This is a genomic window from Pseudarthrobacter sp. C4D7, assembly GCF_013359725.1.
In the GTDB taxonomy this organism is placed as follows: Bacteria; Actinomycetota; Actinomycetes; order Actinomycetales; family Micrococcaceae; genus Arthrobacter.
Map to the genome: position 1 here is coordinate 205939 of NZ_JABFMW010000004.1, position 19690 is coordinate 225628.

A 19690-nucleotide genomic window follows, 5' to 3' on the forward strand; every position below is an offset into this window, starting at 1 on the left:
CCCGCCGCCAACCCCGTTCCACCCACTAGCGCAGAAAAGAGATCCCCATGCATATTGGACTGATCGGCCTCGGCAAGATGGGGTTCAACATGCGTGAGCGCCTGCGTCGTGGAGGCGTGGACGTCACCGGCTACGACCGAAACCCGGACGTCACCGATGCAGCCAGTGTTGAGGAATTGATCGCAGCAGTGCCGGCGCCCAGGATCATCTGGGTCATGGTCCCTTCCGGGGCCATCACCGACGCCGTCATCACAGAACTCAGCGAAAAACTGGAACCCGGCGACCTGGTCATCGACGGCGGCAACTCCCGCTTCACCGAAGACCAGAAACATGCCGCACTCCTTGCCGCCAAGGGGATCCAGTTCGCTGACTGCGGTGTTTCCGGCGGGGTTTGGGGCCTGCAGAACGGATACGGCCTGATGGCCGGTGGCGAGGCTGCGGACATCGAACGCGCACTGCCTGTCTTCGACGCCCTGCGTCCGGAGGGTGACCGGGCTGACAGCTTTGTCCACGTGGGGGCAGTAGGGGCCGGCCACTACGCCAAAATGGTCCACAACGGGATCGAATACGGCCTGATGCAGGCCTACGCCGAAGGCTATGAACTGCTCGCGGCGAAGGACATCGTTACTGACCTTCCGGGGACGTTCCGGGCATGGCAAAAGGGAACGGTGGTCCGGTCCTGGCTTCTGGACCTCATGGTCAAGGCGCTGGACGAAGATCCCGGCCTGGCTTCCATTGACGACTACGTGGAGGATTCCGGCGAGGGGCGCTGGACCGTAGAAGAGGCCATCGCCAACGCTGTGCCGGCCCCGGCCATCACAGCTGCGCTGTTCGCCCGGTTCGCATCCCGGGAAGACACGTCACCGGCCATGAAGATGGTGTCCGCGCTGCGGCACCAGTTCGGCGGCCACGCGACCCGCCCCGCCAAGTAGCATCCCACCGGGAACCACCAGGTTCCCAGAATTGCCGAAACCCGCGTGTATCTGGAACACCTTTCACTGACCGACTTCCGCAGTTATGCCCAGGTGGACCTCGCCCTTGGCCCGGGCGTCACTGTCCTGGTGGGCTACAACGGCATCGGCAAAACCAACCTGATGGAAGCCATCGGGTACTTGGCCACGCTCAGTTCCCATCGGGTCAGCTCCGATGCGCCCCTGCTGAGGTTCGGAACGGAACGCGCCCTGGTGCGTGCACGGCTGGTCCGAGGTACCCAGACCACTGTCCTTGAGCTGGAAATCAATGCCGGGCGTGCGAACCGCGGCCGCATCAACCGCAGCAATCCGGTACGTGCCCGGGACATACTGGGCATTTGCCAGACCGTGCTGTTTGCCCCGGAGGACCTGGCACTGGTCAAGGGCGATCCATCGAACCGGCGCCGGTTCCTGGACGACCTGCTGGCGAGCCTTGTCCCGCATCATGCCGCCACGCGCAGCGACTATGACCGCGTCCTCAGGCAGCGCAACGCGCTCCTCAAATCGGCGCGTGCCGGGAAATTCACCTCAGCACATGAATCCACCCTTGATGTCTGGGACCAGCACATGGCCCGCGCTGGAGCGGAGTTACTGCACGCGCGCCTGGACCTGGTGGAACAGCTGCGTCCCCACCTTGCACGCGCCTACGCCCAACTCACGGACGGGTCCAAGCCGGCGGACGCCACGTACCGGTCAACGCTGCAGAACCAGATGGACGACGACGGCGTCCCGGCGCCAGGTGCGCCGCGCACCACGCCGGCAGGTTCTCCAGAGGGCCAGGACGATCTCCGCCTGCTTTCCGTTGACCAACTCACGGAATGCTACGTGCAGGCATTCGCTGAATCCCGCAAAAAAGAACTGGAACGGGGCATATCCCTGGTGGGCCCGCACCGCGACGACCTGGAACTTACGCTGGGCCAGGCCCCGGCCAAGGGGTATGCCTCTCATGGGGAAACCTGGTCCATGTGCCTGTCCCTGCGCCTGGCCTCTTACTACGTGATGCTTGACGACGCCAGGACCGGTGGCTCCGCGCCCATCCTCATCCTCGACGACGTCTTTGCCGAACTGGACGTCCAACGGCGGCGTAAACTGGCGGCAATAGTCTCCGGCGCGGAACAGGTCCTGGTGACCGCCGCCGTCGACGCCGATATCCCGGAAGAACTCTCCGGACGGCGGGTGAAGGTCATCCCGGGAGGTATCGATGAGTAGTGACCAGGGTGGCGGGCTCCAGCCCGGCCGCGAGCCTGACGACATCGACGCTCCGCAGGCCGCGTTGAACCGCATGCGTGAAGCTGCGGCTGCAAGGGGCGAAGTCCGCCGCAAAGTGGCCCGGCCCGGTGCGCAAAAAGCCAAAGGCAGCATCCGTGACACCCGCGGCTTCAGCCAGTTCCATGCCACCGGCCGGGACCCGCTGGGCCTGGGGAAGGTTGTCGGACGCCTGGTGGCGGAGCGGGGCTGGACTTCGCCGGTGGCAGTCGGCTCTGTGATGGCGGAGTGGGCCACGTTGGTGGGGCCGGAAATTTCTGCCCACTGCACGCCGGAGAGCTTTGCGGCCACCACCCTTCACGTGCGGTGCGATTCCACTGCCTGGGCTACCCAGCTCCGGCTGTTGAGCAGCAGCCTGCTCGAAAAATTCCGCCGGGAACTGGGTGACGGCGTGGTCACCAGCATCCAGGTCCTGGGGCCTTCGGCACCCAGTTGGCGCAAGGGCGGACGCAGTGTCAATGGCCGCGGTCCGCGGGATACTTACGGATAGCCGCCGCACCTGCTCTTGAAACTGCGCGCCAGGGCGTGTAGGGCGCTGTAAGTGCCGCAGCCTGTATAGGCACCCGGAGGGCCCACCGCTGGGCCGCCCTAGGTGCGGCCAAGAGCCTCGCACGGCCATATTGATCGGTCCTGAAGGCCCTGGAATGCGGGGATATGGCCCGGTTCACGGTAGAATTGACGCAGATAACTGGGCGCGGATGAAACGTTGACTTCAGTCCGTTCTGTGCGCGCGCTTCGCGCGCGGGGCGCGGACCTCCAACCGTCAGCAGGTCACCGGCGCGCCATAAGTTTGTGCCTGTTGGCGGGTGGCTCTTCCTGGAAGATGCACCGGCCGGCCATCATCGAGAACAGAGGAGTCGCAGCGCCTGTGGCTAACGACAATACAGATATTCTGGCAGCAGATACAGCAGTCGAGGATGGCCGCACCCCTGACACTCCGTCCGCGTCCGCAACCCCAAGGGAATACGGCGCCAGCGATATCACCGTGCTGGAGGGCCTGGAGGCCGTCCGCAAACGTCCGGGCATGTACATCGGTTCCACGGGGCCCCGGGGCCTCCACCACCTGGTGTACGAAGTGGTGGACAACTCGGTCGATGAGGCGCTGGCCGGGTACTGCACCCACATCGAGATCGTGCTGCAGGCCGACGGCGGCGTCAAGGTGGTCGACAACGGCCGCGGCATCCCGGTGGACATGCACCCCACCGAACACAAGCCCACGGTGGAAGTCGTCATGACCATCCTGCACGCCGGCGGCAAGTTCGGCGGCGGCGGATATGCGGTCTCGGGCGGCCTGCACGGCGTCGGCATCTCCGTGGTCAATGCGCTCTCCAGCCGCGTCGACACCGAGGTCCGCCGGCAGGGCCACGTCTGGCGGATGTCCTTCGCCGACGGCGGCAAGCCCCAGGGCGAACTGGTCAAGGGCGAAGAGACTTCCGAGACCGGCACCACGCAGACGTTCTACCCGGACGGCAGCATCTTCGAGACCACGGAATTCGACTTCGAGACCCTCCGGGCCCGGTTCCAGCAGATGGCTTTCCTGAACAAGGGCCTGCGCATCACGCTGACGGACGAGCGCCGCACCGCATCGGAGACCCCCGGCGATGAGGACCTGAACCTGGACGCCGTCGAGACCGACGGCGAGGTTCCGGCCGAATTCCACACCGTGGTCTATCAGTACGACGACGGCCTGCTGGACTACGTCAAGCACCTCAACTCCGGCAAGAAGGTGGACGTCGTCCACGAGGACGTCATCGCATTCGAGACCGAAGACACCGAACGGCACATCGCCCTGGAAATGGCGATGCAGTGGACCAACGCCTACTCCGAAAGCGTCCATACCTACGCCAACACCATCAACACGCACGAGGGCGGCACCCACGAAGAGGGTTTCCGCGCCGCGATGACCTCCCTGATCAACCGCTACGCGCGGGAAAAGGGCATCATCAAGGAAAAGGACGACAACCTCACCGGCGACGACATCCGTGAAGGGCTGACCGCCGTCATCTCGGTCAAGCTGTCCGAGCCGCAGTTCGAGGGCCAGACCAAGACCAAACTGGGCAACTCCGAGGTGAAGGGCTTCGTCCAGCGCGTGGTCACTGACGGCCTGGGAGACTGGCTGGAGCGCAACCCTGGCCCTGCCCGCGACGTGATCCGCAAGGCGATTTCGGCCGCGCAGGCCAGGATGGCGGCCAGGAAGGCCCGTGACAATGCGCGGCGCAAGAGCCCGCTGGAGTCCTTTGGCATGCCCGGCAAGCTTTCGGACTGCTCCTCCAAGAACCCGGAAAAGTGCGAGGTCTACATCGTGGAGGGCGACTCCGCCGGCGGCTCCGCCAAGCGCGGCCGCAATCCGGAGACCCAGGCCATCCTGCCACTCCGCGGCAAGATCCTGAACGTGGAGCGCGCCCGCCTGGACAAGGCCCTGGGCAACGCAGAGGTCCAGTCCATGATCACTGCTTTTGGCACGGGCATCGGCGAGGACTTCGACCTGGCCAAGCTGAGATACCACAAGATCGTCCTGATGGCAGATGCCGACGTGGACGGCCAGCACATCACCACCCTGCTGATGACCCTGCTGTTCCGTTACATGCGGCCCCTGATCGAGAACGGATACGTGTACCTGGCCCAGCCGCCGCTGTACCGGATCAAGTGGTCCAACGCTCCGCACGACTACGTGTACAGCGACCGTGAACGCGACGCCAAGCTGGTGCAGGGGCAGGCTGCCGGCCGCCGTATTCCCAAGGACAACGGCATCCAGCGCTACAAGGGCCTTGGCGAGATGGACTACACCGAGCTCTGGGACACCACCATGGATCCCGACCACCGCACGTTGCTGCAGGTCACCATGGACGACGCCCTGGCCGCTGACCAGATCTTCTCCGTCCTCATGGGTGAAGACGTGGAATCACGCCGCAATTTCATCCAGCAGAACGCCAAGGACGTCCGGTTCCTGGACATCTAAGGACCCGCTCCAAAGTATTCGGAACCAGACATATACCTGAAACGGAAATTAACCAATGAGCGACGAAATCCCCGAGAATTCCGCCCCTGAGGCCGGAACTCCGGACACCGTTCTTGAAGGCGACGTGCTGATCGACCGCGTCGAACAGGTGGACCTGCAGACGGAGATGCAGCGTTCCTACCTGGACTACGCCATGGCTGTCATCGTTGGCCGTGCCCTCCCGGACGTCCGCGACGGGCTCAAGCCCGTGCACCGCCGCGTGCTCTACGCGATGTTCGACGGCGGCTACCGCCCGGACAGGTCCTTCAACAAGTGCGCCCGCGTGGTGGGCGAGGTCATGGGCCAGTACCACCCGCACGGCGACACCGCGATCTACGACGCCCTGGTGCGCCTCATCCAGGACTGGACCATGCGCTACCCGCTGGCACTGGGGCAGGGCAACTTCGGCTCACCGGGAAACGACGGCGCCGCGGCACCCCGATACACCGAAACCAAGATGGCCCCCTTGGCCATGGAAATGGTCCGGGACATCGACGAGGAAACCGTTGATTTCCAGGACAACTACGACGGCAAGAACCAGGAACCCACCATCCTGCCGGCCAGGTTCCCCAACCTGCTGGTCAACGGTTCATCCGGCATCGCCGTCGGCATGGCCACCAACATTCCGCCGCACAACCTCCGGGAAGTGGCCGAGGGCGTGCAGTGGTACCTGGCCAACCCGGGCGCCACCCGCGAGGAGCTCCTCGAGGAACTGTTGGTTCGGGTGAAGGGTCCGGATTTCCCCACCGGAGCGACCATTCTCGGCCACAAGGGCATCGAGGACGCGTACCGTACCGGCCGCGGGTCAGTCACCATGCGCGCAGTGGTAGCGGTGGAGGAACTGCAGGGACGCACGTGCCTGGTGGTTACCGAACTTCCGTACCAGGCCAACCCGGACAACCTGGCCATCAAGATCGCCGAACTGGTCAAGGACGGCAAGATCCAGGGCATCGCGGACCTCCGCGACGAAACGTCCGGCCGTACCGGCCAGCGCCTGGTGATCGTCCTGAAGCGTGACGCCGTGCCCAAGGTGGTGCTGAACAACCTCTACAAGCACACCGAACTGCAGAGCAACTTCTCCGCCAACATGCTGGCCATCGTGGACGGGGTGCCCCGCACCCTGAGCCTTGATGCGTTCATCCGCCACTGGGTGACGCACCAGATGGACGTCATCGCCCGCCGCACCCGGTACCGCCTGCGCAAGGCCGAGGAAGAAGCCCACATCCTCCGGGCCCTCCTCAAGGCACTGGACATGCTGGACGAGGTCATTGCCCTCATCCGCGCCTCCAGCACCACCGAGGCCGCCCGGGACGGGCTGATGGAACTGCTGGACATCGATGAACTGCAGGCCCGGGCCATCCTGGACATGCAGCTGCGCCGCCTGGCTGCCCTGGAACGCCAGAAGATCCAGGAAAAGCACGCGGAACTCGAAGCCATGATCACCGAATACAAGGAGATCCTTGGTTCGGAGCAGCGCCAGCGCGAGATCATCAGCACTGAACTGGGCGAGATCGTGGATAAGCACGGCGACGACCGGCGCACCAAGATCCTCATGGGCTACGACGGCGACATGTCCATGGAGGACCTGATCCCCGAAGAGGAAATGGTTGTCACCATTACCCGCGGCGGCTACGTCAAGCGCACCCGCAGTGACAACTACCGGTCACAGCAGCGCGGCGGCAAGGGCATCAAGGGTGCCCAGCTCCGTGGTGACGACGTGGTGGAGCACTTCTTCGTCACCACCACCCACCACTGGCTGTTGTTCTTCACCAACCTGGGACGGGTCTACCGCGCGAAAGCGTATGAGCTGATGGAAGCGGGCCGGGACGCCAAGGGCCAGCACGTGGCCAACCTGATGGCATTCCAGCCTGATGAGCACATCGCCCAGGTCCTGGACCTTAAGGACTACCAGCAGGCACCGTACCTGGTGCTGGCAACCAAGAGGGGCCTGGTGAAGAAGACCAGGCTGGAGGACTACGACACCAACCGTTCGGCCGGGGTGATCGCCATCAACCTGCGCGACGGCGACGAACTGGTCTCCGCCCAGCTGGTGTCCGAGACAGACGACCTCTTCCTGGTCTCCCGCATGGGCCAGTCCATCCGCTTCACGGCCACCGATGACGCGCTTCGTCCCATGGGTCGGGCGACCTCAGGCGTTACCGGCATGAAGTTCCGCGAGGACGATGAGCTGCTGGCCGCAGATGTGGTCACGGACGGTTCATTCGTGTTCATCGTCACCGAAGGCGGTTACGCCAAGCGCACTGCGGTGGAGGAATACCGGCTGCAGGGCCGTGGCGGCCTGGGGATCAAGGTAGGCAAGTACCAGGAAGAACGCGGCCACTTGGTGGGCGCACTGATCGTCCAGGAAGAAGACGAAGTCCTGGTGGTCATGGAAGGCGGCAAGGTGGTCCGTTCCTCCGTTGCCGGCGTCCCTGCCAAGGGCCGCGACACCATGGGCGTCATCTTCGCCAAACCGGATAAGAACGACCGGATTATCGAGGTGGCGCGCAACAGCGAACGCGGTCTCGAGGACGAGGAATCCGCCGGCGATGACGTAACGTTGGCTGAAGATGGCGGGACGGCTGGGGAATCCGCCGCGCCAGCAATGGCAGAAGAATCACCGGCCGTTGAGTCAGAGGACGCCTCGGGCGACGCTGAGCCGAACGAAGACAACACGGAGGTAACGAGTGAGTAATTCCGACTCATTTCCCAAGCCGAACAGCACCGTTCCCGACGGGAACCGGCCTTCAGCGGCACCCCGGGTGAACGCCCCCGTTCGTCCTCAGCAGCGCCCGTCGGCTCCGGCCGGTGCACCGGGACAGCGGCCCGCGGTTCCGGGCCAGCGTCCCCAGCAGGGCGAGCGTCCCCAGCAGGGCGAGCGGCCCGTGCAGCCCGGACAGCGTCCCTTCCAGGGGCAGCAGGGGCAGCGTCCTGCGCAGGGTTCATCAAACCAGGGCACACCTGGCCTGGTGAAGCCGGCACCGAAGGCCAAAGTCCGGCGCGCCCGCCTGCTGATCAGCAAGGTGGACCCGTGGTCCGTCCTGAAGATGGCGTTCCTGTTGTCCGTGGCGCTGGGCATCGTTACCGTGGTCGCGGCCATCGTCCTGTGGACTGTCCTGGACCTCACCGGGATCTTCGACCAGGTGGACAGCCTGCTCGGTACGCTCGCCGGTTCTGAAAGCGGCGGCTTCGAACTGAAGAAGGTGGCCTCACTGGGCCAGGTGGCTTCTTTCGCCACCATCATCGCAGTGGTCAACGTGGTCCTGCTGACGGCACTGTCCATGCTGTCCGCTGTCCTCTACAACATTTCAGCCACCCTGGTGGGCGGCATTGGGGTGACCCTCACCGACGATTAGGAGCCATTTTCACCGGCTCCACGGCGGTGAAAAGGCCCGATTTGAGATCGGGCCGGGGTGTGCTGTAAAGTCATGTCTCGGCCCGATGAGGGACTGAGGGCGTATAGCTCAGGCGGTTAGAGCGCTTCGCTGATAACGAAGAGGTCCCAGGTTCAAGTCCTGGTACGCCCACGGAACCTGTGCAGGTTTCGAACGTAGGTTTGGTCCGGAGTAATCCGGAACCTGGCCGGAATGGGGAGCATGTGAAGAAGTTGCTTGTATTGGCAGCGGCAATCGCAGGCTTCCTGGTCTATCGGAAAGCACAGGAATCCGAAGCCCGGAAAACGGTCTGGAGCAAGTCAACCGATACGGTGGACTAGCCCCAATACCCGCTCCGGAAGCCTGTCAGAGGCTTCGCGGTTCTAGGGTATGATGGACGGGTTGCTTCTTATGGGGGCATGGCGCAATTGGTAGCGCACCTGCTTTGCAAGCAGGGGGTTCGGGGTTCGAGTCCCCGTGCCTCCACCATAAGGAAGTCCCGGTCAGCGGAAACGCAGGCCGGGACTTTTTGCTTTCCACCTGCGCCAGGAACCAGCACCAAAGGGGCTGCAATGAATTTCTTCTTCGCGGCCCTGGGGGTCCTGGGCGTCGCCTCATCCGGCCCCCTGATCGCGGCTACGCTTGGCGCCACAAGCGTCAGCGCGCTTGCGATCGCCTTCTGGCGCAACGCCATCGGTGCCGCCGTGATGGCCTCCCCCACGCTCATCAGGGAACCCGGCCAGTTCCGCAGGATCACCGGCCGTGAGTTCCGCTGGTCCATGCTGGCCGCCGTCGCACTTGCCCTGCATTTTGCCTGCTTCATTACGTCCCTCCAGCTGACATCCGTCGCGGCTGCCACTGCCCTCGTTTGCCTCCAGTCGGCCTGGATTGCCGTCTTTCAGCTCTTCCGCGGCGTCCGGCACCGCTGGCAGGTCCTGTTGGGGCTGGGGATCGCGTTTGGCGGCGTGGCTGCGATTACCGGGTTCGACATGGGATCGTCCCCGCAGGCCCTTGCTGGAGACTTGCTGGCCGTGGCCGGAGGCGCCCTTGCGGGCCTGTACACGCTCGCGGGCGGCAAGGCCCGGCAGAGCATGACCACAGGAACCTACACCACGCTCTGCTACGGCATGTGCGCCGCCCTGGTGGCGGTCATAGCCGTGGTGGCAGGCCAACCTCTGGGTGGGTTCGAGCCTGCAGGCTGGCTGGGCATCGCAGCCATCACCGTATGCGCCCAACTGGTGGGACACACCGCCTTCAACCACCTGCTGGCCACCATGAGTCCGCTCCTGGTCTCCATGATCATCCTGCTGGAAATCCCCGGTGCCGCGCTGTTGGCAGCTGTTTTCCTTCATGAGACGCTGCCTGCGGGCACCTACGCCGGGCTTGGACTGATCTTGGCGGGGCTCGCCGTCGTGGTCCTTGGTCAAAGGAGCAGCAAGGGTCCCCGGCGCGGCCGCCGTGGATCGGCACGCCAGGAGGATCCGCCGTCGGAACGCCTCGCCGGGCTGGGAACTGACTGAGCGCTACTGGCCGCCGCGACGGACCGGCTGGGCCGTATTAACGGTGTGGATGGCCCGCAGGAGCTTGGCCGGAAAGTACACCGAGAAGAAAACCACCATGGGGGCCTTCAAGGCCATCTTCCTGACGTTGTGGGCCTTATAGGTCCGGTCAAACCGGGTGACGTAGTAGCGGTAGTCCCGCGGTGAATCCTCAAGCCGGCGCGCGGACATGCCGGACACCATTTGCGGCCAGTAGCGCACTGGAAGGTCGTGATCGGCCAGGTGAAGGGACAAATCGATGTCCTCGTGCATCTCATCCTTTTCGTCCCTGCAGGTCTCGGAACGGATGGTTTCCCAGGCGGTGGCGCGCAGCGCCATGTTGGAGCCGAAGAGGAAGTGGTACTGGTGCTTGGCCAGCTTCAGCATGAGCTGGCGCATTTTGTCGTCAGCCTTCAGTCCAAAGCGCCGCATCGGCATGTCGTAGTACACCACGGGGCCGGTGGCAGCCTGGACCGACTGGTCGGCAAAGGCCTTCTGCACCTGCTCCACCCAGTCCGGTTCCACGATGGAGTCAGCGTCGATGCGTCCCAGGATGTCTCCGGTGGCATGGTCCAGCCCATAGTTCCTGGTGGGGATGAGCCCCTGTTCCCGGTCCTGGCTCAGCAGGATGATGGGACTTTCCGGATACTCGAGCTGCATCTGGCGGACGATGTCAGTCGTCCGGTCCTTCGACAGGTTGTCCACCACGATGATCTCGTGGGCCGGGACGGACTGGTAGATGGCCGCTATCAGGCATTGCCGGATCACGCTTTCCTCGTTGTACGCCGGGATGACGATTGACACGCGGAGCTGTACGGCTGCGTTGTTCACGGCATCCCCAGAGGATCGATTGGCTGACATCACTTCAAATCTAGCATCCGGTAAACCTCCTGCCCCGGACACGCAAAGGGGCTCCGCCACCAGGCGGAGCCCCTTTGCGGCGTTGGGAAAACTAGGCCTGGGTGCCCTTGTTCTCCTTGGCTGCAGCCTTGGCGTCGGCAGCTGCGGACTTGGCGCCCTCCGCGGCGTCTTCGGCCACGTGCTTTGCCTTGTCAGCCCCGTCTTCAGCCTTGTCCTTGGCTGCGTCGGCTGCGTCCGCTGCCTTGTCCGCTACGGCGGCCGCAGCGGAACCAGCCGCGTCGGCAGCCTTGCCGGCTGCGCCTGCGAGGTTTTCCTTGACCTCGCTGACGGTGGTGGCAGGTACCTGGGCAGGCGTGGGGGTGACCGGAGACGGAGTCTTCCAGGGGTCCTCCACAGGCTTGGAAGCCTTCCATGCGGCCACGCCGGCGGCCACAGCAGCAGCAATGACACCGAAGACCAGCCAGCCGCGCTTCTTCTTGGGCTCGGGCTGGGCCATCTGGATGCCGACAGTGCGGCCTGCCTCGGTTGCAGCGGCCTTCAGCTGGGTGCCGGTTGCCTGGGCCTGCTCCTGGAGGGTGTGGATGATTCCGGCGTCCCCGAGCTTGTGGGCCACCGCGTCAACCCGGGCCGGAGTGTTTTCCAGGGTGCGGTGGACGGCTTCTGACGCCACACCGATCTGGTCTGAGAGCCGGGGCAGGTAGTCCACCACAACCCGGTCACGGGCGTTCAGGACAACCGGAGTGGCTTTGTCCAGGGCTTCGTGCAGCCTGGGTGATGCACCCTCAACCACGTCATTGATCCTGGGGGCCAGGTGGGCCAGTCCATCCTGGATCCGCGGCGTTACGGTGGCGACACCGTCTGCGAGGCTGTGGGCGGCCGTCTTCAGGCCTTCCTGGATTTTGGGAGATGCGCTGTCCAGCCCCTGCTGCAGGCGGGGAACAGCCCAGTCCACGGCAGCCTCCACCCGGGGGGCCGCCCAATCCTTGGCGTTTTCCACCGCACTGGTGACCGACTGCTCAAGGTCACGGGCAATACGATCCGATTTCTTCACAACTACCTCCCGATTAATGTGACGGTTCTGTCGCTAGCCTACGTGCCCAGACCACCACGAGCTATTCACCCTGCGGATTTTAGGGCGATTTCACCGAGCGCGGAACTGCCCCCGCTGCCGTGGCCGTCCAGAACCGGCATGGGAGAATCAACCTATGACTGCCATCGCAACCGCAAAAGCAACCATCCACACGAGCCTCGGCGACATCGTGGTTAACCTCTTCGGCAACCACGCGCCCAAGACGGTCAAGAACTTTGTTGGCCTTGCCACCGGTGAACAGGCCTGGACCCACCCTGAAACCGGTGAGGACAAGACCGGCACCCCGCTCTACAACGGAACCATCTTCCACCGGATCATCAAGGACTTCATGATCCAGGCGGGCGATCCCCTGGGCCGTGGAACCGGTGGTCCCGGCTACCGCTTCGACGACGAAATCCACCCCGAACTGAGCTTCAACCAGCCGTACAAGCTGGCCATGGCCAACGCCGGCATCCAGATGGGCAAGGGCACCAACGGCTCACAGTTCTTCATCACCACCATTCCCACGGACTGGCTGCAGGGCAAGCACACCATCTTCGGTGAGGTGGCTGACGACGAATCCAAGAAGGTCGTCGACGCCATCGAGGGTGTCCGTACCGGCATGGGCGACCGCCCGGTTGAGGACGTCACCATCAACAGCATCGACATCGAACAGCTGTAACGCCGCACCATGAGTTACGGAATTCCGTCGGCCGAGCCGTCCGCCCAGGTCCCGGTCTGCCCCCGGCACCCGGACCGGCCGTCCTACGTGCGCTGCCAGCGCTGCGGGCGCCCCGCCTGCCCGGACTGCCAGCGGGCGGCCGCCGTCGGATTCCAATGCGTTGACTGCGTGAATGACGCAAAACGTACGACCCCGGAAGTACGGACCGTCTACGGCGGCGCCGTAGCCACGGGCAAGCCCATGGTGACGTTCGGGATCATCGCCGCCTGCGTTGTTGTGTACGCGTTGCAGATGCTGGTCCCCGGTGAGTGGGTATACAAGCAGTTCGCCTACAACAACATCTTCGCCGCCCCGCAGTACGGAGCGTTTGAACCCTGGCGGATGGTGACCTCGGCATTCCTGCACTCGCAGGATTCGCTGCTGCACATCCTGCTCAACATGTACACGCTGTGGATCTTCGGCCAGGCCCTGGAACCGGTCCTGGGCCGGGTCCGCTTCCTGGCGCTCTATCTCATCTCTGCCCTTGGCGGCTCAGTGGGGTACCTGTTGCTGAATCCCGTATTGGTGCCGGGTCAAGGCCTGGTGGGCCTGGTGGGCGCCTCCGGTGCCATCTTCGGCCTCTTCGGTGCCATGTTGCTGGTCCAACGCCAGCGCGGCGGTGACACCCGGCAGCTCTGGGTCCTGATCGCCATCAACGGCGTCATCGGTTTCCTGATTCCCCAAATCGCCTGGCAGGCCCACCTGGGCGGGCTCATCACCGGCGGGCTCTGTGCCGCTGTCCTTGCCTACATCCCGCGGGGACGCCGCCAGGGCCTTCTCCAAGCCTTGGGCCTTGCTGCCGTCGTCGCGTTGCTCGTTGCGGTGAGCTGGGTCCGGGTGACCCTCTAGGCACTGCCTCTCCACAACCCAACTGAATGCCCCCGACACCGTTAGTGTCGGGGGCATTCAGTTTTCCACAACCCTTTTCCACAGTGTTGGTAACTTACATTGCTGTAGTTCACCGTCCACATCCCCCAGTCCGGGAGCCTGGCAACGCTTTTGCCTGAAGCCACGCTGCGTTCTCCACATCTGTGGATAACCTGTGGGGATACCGGTGTGTGTAAGTGGATAAGGGGCACCCCGGGCGAAGTTCTGTGGATAAACACCCTCCATCTACTTCGGAATGGGGACCTAGCTGGTCATTGAGGTGGGTTATCGACACCCCTATCCACACTGTTAATAAGTGACAGTGATGTTGTTCGGCTGACCCGGATCGCCGCCGGCATGGGCCGGGAGACAGTAAACGGGTGTGATTTCCACGCCGTTACCCACAGCTGTGGATAACTTGTGGGTATCCGCTTGTTGGTAAGTGGATAAACAGGCACTGATCCAAGGCAACCTCCTGCCTATGATGGTTTCCTGCCAAGCCGTTCAACCGACAAGGACACCGTGAGCGCCACCGAGCACCTCTATCTTGATAAACAGCATCCCGCGCTCTGGAAGGCGATCAGCGGCCTGGGCCTGAAGGTGCAGGAAGCGGCGGAGGAGGCCGGGATCGGGCCGGCGATGCTGGAACTGCTCAACGTACGGATTTCCCAGCTCAATGGCTGTGCCTATTGCCTTGACCTCCACGTCCGAAAAGCCGGCGAGGCGGGGGAAACAGCCCAGCGGCTGGCGGTACTGCCGGCTTGGCGTGAGACCGCGCTGTTCACGGACAAGGAACGGGCAGCGCTGGCCCTGGTGGAAAGCATCACCCGGATAGGGGACGGGGAGTCCAGGGAGCACGCTGAGGCGTATGCGCGGGCAAACCTCACGGCTGAGGAGTTTTCGGCGGTGAGTTGGGTAGCCGTAACCATGAATGCGTTCAACCGGGTTTCAATCACCAGCCACCACCCGGTCCGCCGCAACCGTTCGTAATTGCCCTCCTGCCGGACCGCACTCCACTCAGAATCCGAGGCTTATCCACAGGTATTCCACACTGTTAATAACCGTATCCCGCGGGCTGTTTTTCCCGGAAAGGCACTGTGCCGGGCTGTTGCCGTCTCAAGGAAGCAGGTTCGGTAAAGTTCTCCACATTGTGGATAACCTTCCCAACAGCTGGGGATAAGGCGCAGCGGTAGGGGCTTTAGGCCTGACTGGGCCAAACCCCGGAGGATCCCCGGCGGTGGCTGTCCACGAGGTGGGTGTCCACTATGCCCACCGCTTCCATCAGGGCGAACATTGTGGTGGGGCCGACGAAGGAGAAACCGCGCTTCCGGAGGGCCTTGGACAGCGCCACCGACTCCGCTGACTGGGTGGGAATCTCGGCGGCCAAGCGGGGCTCCGGCGTGCTGGCCGGGCGGAATCCCCACACAAAGTCAACCAGTCCGCCGTCATTGCGAAGCTCCAGTGTTGCCCGCGCGTTTTTGATGGTGGCAAGGATTTTGAGCCGGTTCCGCACGATTCCCGGATCCTGCATCAGCTGTTGGACTTCAGCGTCGCCGTAAGTGGCCACCTGGTCCGGATCGAAGCCGGCAAAGGCAGCACGGAAGGCCGGCCGCTTGCGCAGGATGGTGGCCCATGAAAGGCCAGCCTGGAACCCCTCCAGGCAGATGCGCTCGTACAGGCCATGCTCGTCGGTGACGGGCATGCCCCACTCCTGGTCGTAATAATCGCGCATGAGCGGATCGGTGGCAGCCCAAGCGGGGCGGGCCAGGCCGTCCCCGCCGATCATCACTCCGCTGGAATCGGGAGCCAGGGTGGTTCTCCTTGGAGCAGTTCCGCGGCAGGCGCTAGGAGCGCCAGCGAGTGGTCATCAGGAATCCAACGATGGCGATGCCGAAGCCTGCCACGATGTTCCAGGACTGCCAGGCCTGGACCGGGAAGCGTCCCTCGCTGATGTAGAAGGTGATAATCCAGAAAAGGCCAATGATCATGAGGCCGAACATGACCGGCTTGAACCACACGGGGTTGGGCTTATACGCCTGCGGTGCTGCCGGCTGGGCGGTGCTGGTGGTCTTCCTGCGCGGCTTTGACTCTGGCACTGGCTCTCCTTGGCGGGCTGGCCAAGCTCGGCGGTCCGGGCTTGGTATCCTGCAAGAAGGAAATTGCCAGCGGTCTGCGCGATCTTGGTCAAATCTGGATTCTTACTAGCAGCCAATTCTAGCCGCAGTTGATGGGCACCAGTGCCCAGGGAAATGCCCGGAGGGGAACGCGTGGTATTGCAGGAGAAGGCGGAGCCCGCCACTGCGCCCGCCCCCCGGCGTGCCCTTCTTAGTGGCGCCATCTCGGTGATCGGCGAGCTGCTGATCACCGCCGGCGTCATCCTCCTCCTCTTCGTCGCCTGGCAGCTGTGGTGGACCAATGTGGAATCCGATGCCAAGCAGAGCCAGGTGATCAAGGAATTCGCCCAGGACCTTGGCAGTGCTGCCCCGGCGCCTGCCGCCTCAGCCCCCGCAGCACCACCTGCCGCCGCCGAGGACTTCGGGAAACCGGTGGTGGGGACGGCCCCGGGCCACGCCGGCACCATCGGGATCATGTACATCCCCCGGTTCGGCCCCACCTACACGCGCCCCATCGTCCAGGGAACCAGCCAGGACGTCCTGGACACTTTGGGACTGGGCCATTACAGCAATACGGCGATGCCCGGTGCGGTGGGTAACTTTGCCGTGGCAGGACACCGCCAAACGCACGGAGCGGTACTGGACAATATCCACACCCTGGTGCCCGGCGACAAGATCTATGTCCAAACCAGGGACGGCTACTACGTCTACGTCTTCCGGAACAACCAGATCGTGTTGCCCTCCCGCACCGACGTACTGGAACCGGTCCCCACCCGGCCGGGCGTCGCGCCCACCGAAAGCTACCTCACCATGACCAGCTGCAACCCCCGCTTCGGTGCCGAAGAACGCATCATCGCCTACGCCCTCCTGGACAGCTGGCGGCCGGCCGCGGCAGGACCGCCAGCCGAAATCGCCGCGCAGGTCGCAGCAGCCACCGGAAGGAGCTGAGCGTGTACGCCTGGATTTTCCGCCACCTTCCCGGGCCGCTCTGGCTCAGGATCATCACCTCGCTGGCACTGATCTTCGTTGCCCTGGTCCTGATGGTCCAGTTCCTTTTTCCCTGGATGTCCCATTTCACCCAATTCACCGACTCAACGATTGGTTCCGCAGACCAGCCATGACAACCAAGATTCTTGTAGTGGATAACTACGACAGCTTCGTCTACACCCTGGTGGGCTACCTCCAGGAACTCGGCGCCGAGACCACCGTGGTCCGCAACGACGACGTCACCCTGGCCGAAGCGATCGAACTGGCCAGCACCCGTGACGGGGTCCTCATTTCCCCCGGGCCCGGAAATCCTGCGGAGGCTGGGGTCTGCATCGAGCTGATCAAGTGGTGCGGTGAGAACAGCGTTCCCATGTTCGGCGTATGCCTGGGACACCAGGCTTTGGCTGAGGCCTTCGGTGGCACGGTGACCCATGCCCCCGAGCTCATGCACGGCAAGACGTCCCAGGTGGAGCACATCGGCACCAGCGTTTTCGCCGGACTCCCCTCCCCTGTCACGGCCACCCGCTACCACTCTCTGGCGGCCGTCCGGGAATCCATTCCCGACGTTCTGGAAGTGACGGCACAGACCGCTTCCGGTGTGGTGATGGGCCTGCAGCACCGCACGGCACCTTTGTGCGGAGTGCAGTTCCATCCCGAATCGGTCCTCACCGAGGGCGGCTACCAGATGCTCGGGAACTGGCTGGAGTCGCTGGGCATGAAGGGCGCGGCTGCACGCGCAGCGAAGCTCAGCCCGCTGATCCAGCACTGACCTGTACAGCCTCCACCATTAGGGGCGTCAGCCCTTCTTGGTGGGCTTGGGCGTTGGCGTTGGCGTTGGCGTTGGCGTGGGAGTTTCTGTGGGTGGCGGCGGTGGCGGCGGAGCCTTGGCCACCACCACGGTAATGGTCTTTCCCTGCTCCACCGCAGCGTTCGCGGGGTCGCTTTGATCGGTGACCTTGCCAGGTTCCACCTGTGAGTTCTCCGCCTCCACCACCGAAGGGACCAGGCCGAGCTCCTTCAGCGCCGCCTCCGCTTCTTCACGGCTCAGGGCCCGCAGCTCCGGCATGACCACTTTGCCGGTGGAGACGATCAGCTCCACGGTGGTGCCCACGCCCACGCTTTGGCCCGGTGCCGGGTTGGCGGTGATGACAATCCCGGCCGGGACAGTGGCGCTGTTGACGGTAGTGGTGGACGGAGCACCCACCAGCCCCACTTGCCGGAGGATGTCCCTTGCGGCTGCCTCCGTCTTGCCGGGGAGGCTGTCCGGAATCTTTACCGAGCTGGGGCCTTCGGAAACATTGAGGGTGACGTCGGCGCCCGGATCCAGTGAAGCGCCGGCGGCGGGATCGGTGCCGATGGCAGTCCCCTTCGGCACCGTGTCGTTCGCCGACCTGGCAATCCTGGGACGAAGACCCGCGTTGTAGAGCTCCTGGAGCGCAGCGGTTTCCGTCATGGACGCCACGGAAGGGATAGCCACCTTTGCGGGCGCAGGAGCAGGCCTGTTCACGGTTTGGTACAGCCACAAACCAGCGCCTGCAAGTATCAGCAGGGTAAAGATCACCAGGGTGGCGGTCCAGGCACGACGCCGGGACTTCTGCCGGGCGGTCCGCTCGCGTTCCGGAACAAGGCCCAGCGGAAGCGGACCCGCACCGTAGGAGTCCGGATGGCGCCCGTCTTCCCCATGCCCGTCCGGCAGCTCCAGCGGAACCGCGGCTCCGCCGTCGTCATGGAAAAAGTGGGTGGCAGCAAGCCGCCCGGTAGGCGCGTCATCCAGGAAAGCCGCCCCTGTTGCCGCGAACGCTTCCGTGGGCGGTGCGGCCCGGGGGACGTGATCATTAGGATCCGTGGGTGCCTCGGAGGCCGGCACCGGCGGGACCGGGACCCCGGCCTTCGCAGCACGCAGGGCACGACGGAAGGCCGCCGCGTCCTGGAACCTGTCCGTGCGGTTCTTCTGCAGGGCCTTGGCCAGGACGGTGTCCAGGGCCGGTGAAACCTCAGGGTTGAGGCTGCTGGCCGGTTCCGGAATTTCGCGGACGTGCTGGTAGGCCACGGAAACCGGGCTGTCCCCGACGAACGGCGGCCGGGAGGTCAGCATTTCGTAGAGCAGGCAGGCTGCGGAATACAGGTCGCTGCGGGCGTCGACCGTCTCCCCGCGGGCCTGTTCCGGTGAAAGATACTGTGCCGTTCCCACCACGGCCTGGGTTTGGGTCATGGTGGCGGAAGAATCGGCGATGGCACGGGCAATACCGAAGTCCATGACCTTAACCGAGTCGGTCCCCGGGCAGTACATCACATTGGCCGGCTTGATGTCCCGGTGCACGATGCCGGCCTTGTGGCTGTACTCAAGCGCTCCCAGGACACCCAGGCAGTAGTCGATTGCCTGGTTAATGGTCACGTCATTGGCGCGGATCAACTCGCGCAGGGTCTTGCCCTCCACGTACTCCATGACAATGTACGGAACCCGCACATCCTCGGTGGAGCCGTCATGCACCAGGTGCTCACCGGTGTCGAAGATGGCCACGATGGACGGGTGGTTCAGGGCGGCCACCGCCTGCGCTTCCCGTTTGAACCGCGCCTGGAACTGCGGGTCCCGGGCCATGTCAGGCCGGAGCAGCTTGATGGCTACTGTCCTGCCCAGGCGTGTGTCGGTGCCCTTGTACACATCCGCCATGCCGCCGCGGCCAATGAGGTTACCCAGCTCGTAGCGCCCGCTCAGGACACGCCGATTGTCCACCGGCAGGCTGTCCTCCCGGTGCAACGGTGTGCGTGGTGACTCATTCACTGGTGGTACCGCCGATTACGGTGCGCAGGCGGGCGGCGTTCCCGGCGTTTGGCCGGCTGCACAGGTTGCCAGGGGTGAGATGGGGGTAGGCCCCGCCACCGGCGACGAGGACGTGGGGGCAGGGGTGGGCGCGGCCGTGGTG

Annotated in this window: 19 protein-coding genes and 2 tRNA genes; 16 read left to right on the forward strand and 5 right to left on the reverse strand. The window is 64.2% G+C overall.

Going from position 1 to position 19690, the window contains the following annotated elements; translation table 11 throughout:
• Nucleotides 1-47: 47 nt before the first annotated feature.
• The 10 genes from gnd (at nt 48) to HNO81_RS05545 (ending at nt 10129) form a co-directional block, all read left to right on the forward strand.
• Nucleotides 48-932 carry a phosphogluconate dehydrogenase (NAD(+)-dependent, decarboxylating) gene (gene gnd / locus HNO81_RS05505; protein WP_175317124.1) on the forward strand — a complete coding sequence of 295 codons (885 nt, stop codon included), beginning with the start codon at nt 48-50 and terminating at the stop codon, nt 930-932.
• Between the two features lie 45 nt (nt 933-977).
• Entirely contained in the window at nt 978-2180 is a 1203-nt protein-coding gene (gene recF, locus HNO81_RS05510) for a DNA replication/repair protein RecF (protein ID WP_175317125.1), read from the forward strand.
• Nucleotides 2173-2727 carry a DUF721 domain-containing protein gene (locus HNO81_RS05515; protein WP_175317126.1) on the forward strand — a complete coding sequence of 185 codons (555 nt, stop codon included), beginning with the start codon at nt 2173-2175 and terminating at the stop codon, nt 2725-2727. Before recF ends, HNO81_RS05515 begins: the two co-directional genes overlap by 8 nt.
• A 378-nt stretch (nt 2728-3105) precedes the next feature.
• The gene (gyrB, locus tag HNO81_RS05520; protein WP_175317127.1) at nt 3106-5196 is read left to right on the forward strand and encodes a DNA topoisomerase (ATP-hydrolyzing) subunit B; all 2091 of its coding nucleotides are present in this window, start codon (nt 3106-3108) and stop codon (nt 5194-5196) included.
• A gap of 55 nt (nt 5197-5251) precedes the next feature.
• Nucleotides 5252-7930, forward strand: coding sequence for a DNA gyrase subunit A (gene gyrA / locus HNO81_RS05525; protein WP_175317128.1), 2679 nt, complete (start codon nt 5252-5254; stop codon nt 7928-7930).
• Entirely contained in the window at nt 7923-8591 is a 669-nt protein-coding gene (locus HNO81_RS05530) for a DUF3566 domain-containing protein (protein WP_175317129.1), read from the forward strand. Before gyrA ends, HNO81_RS05530 begins: the two co-directional genes overlap by 8 nt.
• Before the next feature lie 97 nt (nt 8592-8688).
• Nucleotides 8689-8762, forward strand: a tRNA-Ile gene (locus HNO81_RS05535).
• Nucleotides 8763-8833: 71 nt separating this feature from the next.
• Nucleotides 8834-8950 carry a DLW-39 family protein gene (locus HNO81_RS20100; RefSeq protein ID WP_210411329.1) on the forward strand — a complete coding sequence of 39 codons (117 nt, stop codon included), beginning with the start codon at nt 8834-8836 and terminating at the stop codon, nt 8948-8950.
• 72 nt (nt 8951-9022) lie between these two features.
• Nucleotides 9023-9098 (forward strand) — tRNA-Ala (locus tag HNO81_RS05540).
• A gap of 83 nt (nt 9099-9181) precedes the next feature.
• Complete coding sequence (locus HNO81_RS05545; RefSeq protein ID WP_175317130.1) at nt 9182-10129, forward strand: DMT family transporter; 948 nt, start codon at nt 9182-9184, stop codon at nt 10127-10129.
• 3 nt (nt 10130-10132) lie between these two features.
• On the opposite strand, the gene HNO81_RS05550 is transcribed toward HNO81_RS05545, so the two are convergent.
• On the reverse strand, nt 10133-11008 hold the full coding sequence (locus tag HNO81_RS05550) for a glycosyltransferase family 2 protein (RefSeq protein ID WP_175317131.1): 876 nt from the start codon (nt 11006-11008) through the stop codon (nt 10133-10135).
• Between the two features lie 91 nt (nt 11009-11099).
• The gene (locus HNO81_RS05555; RefSeq protein ID WP_175317132.1) at nt 11100-12059 is read right to left on the reverse strand and encodes a hypothetical protein; all 960 of its coding nucleotides are present in this window, start codon (nt 12057-12059) and stop codon (nt 11100-11102) included.
• A gap of 154 nt (nt 12060-12213) precedes the next feature.
• Between HNO81_RS05555 and HNO81_RS05560 the strand changes: the two genes are divergently transcribed.
• The 3 genes from HNO81_RS05560 to HNO81_RS05570 all read left to right on the forward strand — a co-directional run bounded on the left by HNO81_RS05560 (nt 12214) and on the right by HNO81_RS05570 (nt 14655).
• The gene (locus tag HNO81_RS05560) at nt 12214-12759 is read left to right on the forward strand and encodes a peptidylprolyl isomerase (protein WP_013599179.1); all 546 of its coding nucleotides are present in this window, start codon (nt 12214-12216) and stop codon (nt 12757-12759) included.
• A 9-nt stretch (nt 12760-12768) separates the two neighbouring features.
• Nucleotides 12769-13647, forward strand: a complete 879-nt coding sequence (locus tag HNO81_RS05565; RefSeq protein ID WP_175317133.1) for a rhomboid family intramembrane serine protease — start codon at nt 12769-12771, stop codon at nt 13645-13647.
• Nucleotides 13648-14187: 540 nt separating this feature from the next.
• The gene (locus HNO81_RS05570) at nt 14188-14655 is read left to right on the forward strand and encodes a carboxymuconolactone decarboxylase family protein (RefSeq protein WP_175317134.1); all 468 of its coding nucleotides are present in this window, start codon (nt 14188-14190) and stop codon (nt 14653-14655) included.
• A gap of 208 nt (nt 14656-14863) precedes the next feature.
• On the opposite strand, the gene HNO81_RS05575 is transcribed toward HNO81_RS05570, so the two are convergent.
• Nucleotides 14864-15451, reverse strand: a complete 588-nt coding sequence (locus tag HNO81_RS05575; protein WP_371818169.1) for a DNA-3-methyladenine glycosylase I — start codon at nt 15449-15451, stop codon at nt 14864-14866.
• 58 nt (nt 15452-15509) lie between these two features.
• The gene (locus HNO81_RS05580; RefSeq protein ID WP_175317135.1) at nt 15510-15761 is read right to left on the reverse strand and encodes a cell division protein CrgA; all 252 of its coding nucleotides are present in this window, start codon (nt 15759-15761) and stop codon (nt 15510-15512) included.
• Between the two features lie 171 nt (nt 15762-15932).
• Between HNO81_RS05580 and HNO81_RS05585 the strand changes: the two genes are divergently transcribed.
• Genes HNO81_RS05585 through HNO81_RS05595 form a run of 3 tightly spaced genes read left to right on the forward strand, consistent with a single transcriptional unit; the run spans nt 15933 to nt 17535 of the window.
• The gene (locus tag HNO81_RS05585) at nt 15933-16727 is read left to right on the forward strand and encodes a class E sortase (RefSeq protein ID WP_175317136.1); all 795 of its coding nucleotides are present in this window, start codon (nt 15933-15935) and stop codon (nt 16725-16727) included.
• Between the two features lie 2 nt (nt 16728-16729).
• Nucleotides 16730-16900, forward strand: a complete 171-nt coding sequence (locus HNO81_RS05590) for a hypothetical protein (RefSeq protein ID WP_175317137.1) — start codon at nt 16730-16732, stop codon at nt 16898-16900.
• Nucleotides 16897-17535 carry an aminodeoxychorismate/anthranilate synthase component II gene (locus HNO81_RS05595; protein WP_175317138.1) on the forward strand — a complete coding sequence of 213 codons (639 nt, stop codon included), beginning with the start codon at nt 16897-16899 and terminating at the stop codon, nt 17533-17535. Before HNO81_RS05590 ends, HNO81_RS05595 begins: the two co-directional genes overlap by 4 nt.
• Nucleotides 17536-17562: 27 nt before the next feature.
• Here HNO81_RS05595 and pknB read toward each other — a convergent pair whose 3' ends face one another.
• The gene (gene pknB / locus HNO81_RS05600) at nt 17563-19500 is read right to left on the reverse strand and encodes a Stk1 family PASTA domain-containing Ser/Thr kinase (protein WP_371818170.1); all 1938 of its coding nucleotides are present in this window, start codon (nt 19498-19500) and stop codon (nt 17563-17565) included.
• Nucleotides 19501-19690: the final 190 nt, after the last annotated feature.